The 407-nt window shown below is 42.3% G+C and carries 1 protein-coding gene; it reads right to left on the reverse strand.

All coding sequences use genetic code 11. From position 1 onward, the window contains the following. A partial coding sequence (locus Q1A01_RS23740) for an Ig-like domain-containing protein (RefSeq protein ID WP_299686077.1) occupies window positions 1–407 on the reverse strand: 407 nt, incomplete at both ends.

Consider the following 407-nt stretch of genomic DNA (forward strand, 5'->3'; position numbering starts at 1 on the left):
ACCGTTCCATTGGCTGGATTCGTTACATCAGTCACCTCATTATCTACACCCTCAAAAGTATCATTGTCTAATACATCAACATTCACTGGTGTATCCTCAGCAGTACTATCAGCATCATCCTCTACATCTGAGATTGGATTCACGCCCACAACAACCGTAGCAGTCTGTGTAGAAGTAGAACCATCTGAATTCGTCACCACTACTGTATAATCAAAGGTATCTGTGCCATTAAAATCAGGATCTGGTGTATAAGTCACCGTACCATCCGTCTCGATAGTAACCGTTCCATTGGCTGGGTTAGTCACCTCGGTCACCTCTGGAGTTCCTCCATCTAAAGTATCATTATCTAATACATCGATATTAATAGGACTATCCTCATCTGTGCTTGCCGTGTCATTATCTAATAC

The organism is uncultured Dokdonia sp. (assembly GCF_947492815.1).
In the GTDB taxonomy this organism is placed as follows: Bacteria; Bacteroidota; Bacteroidia; order Flavobacteriales; family Flavobacteriaceae; genus Dokdonia.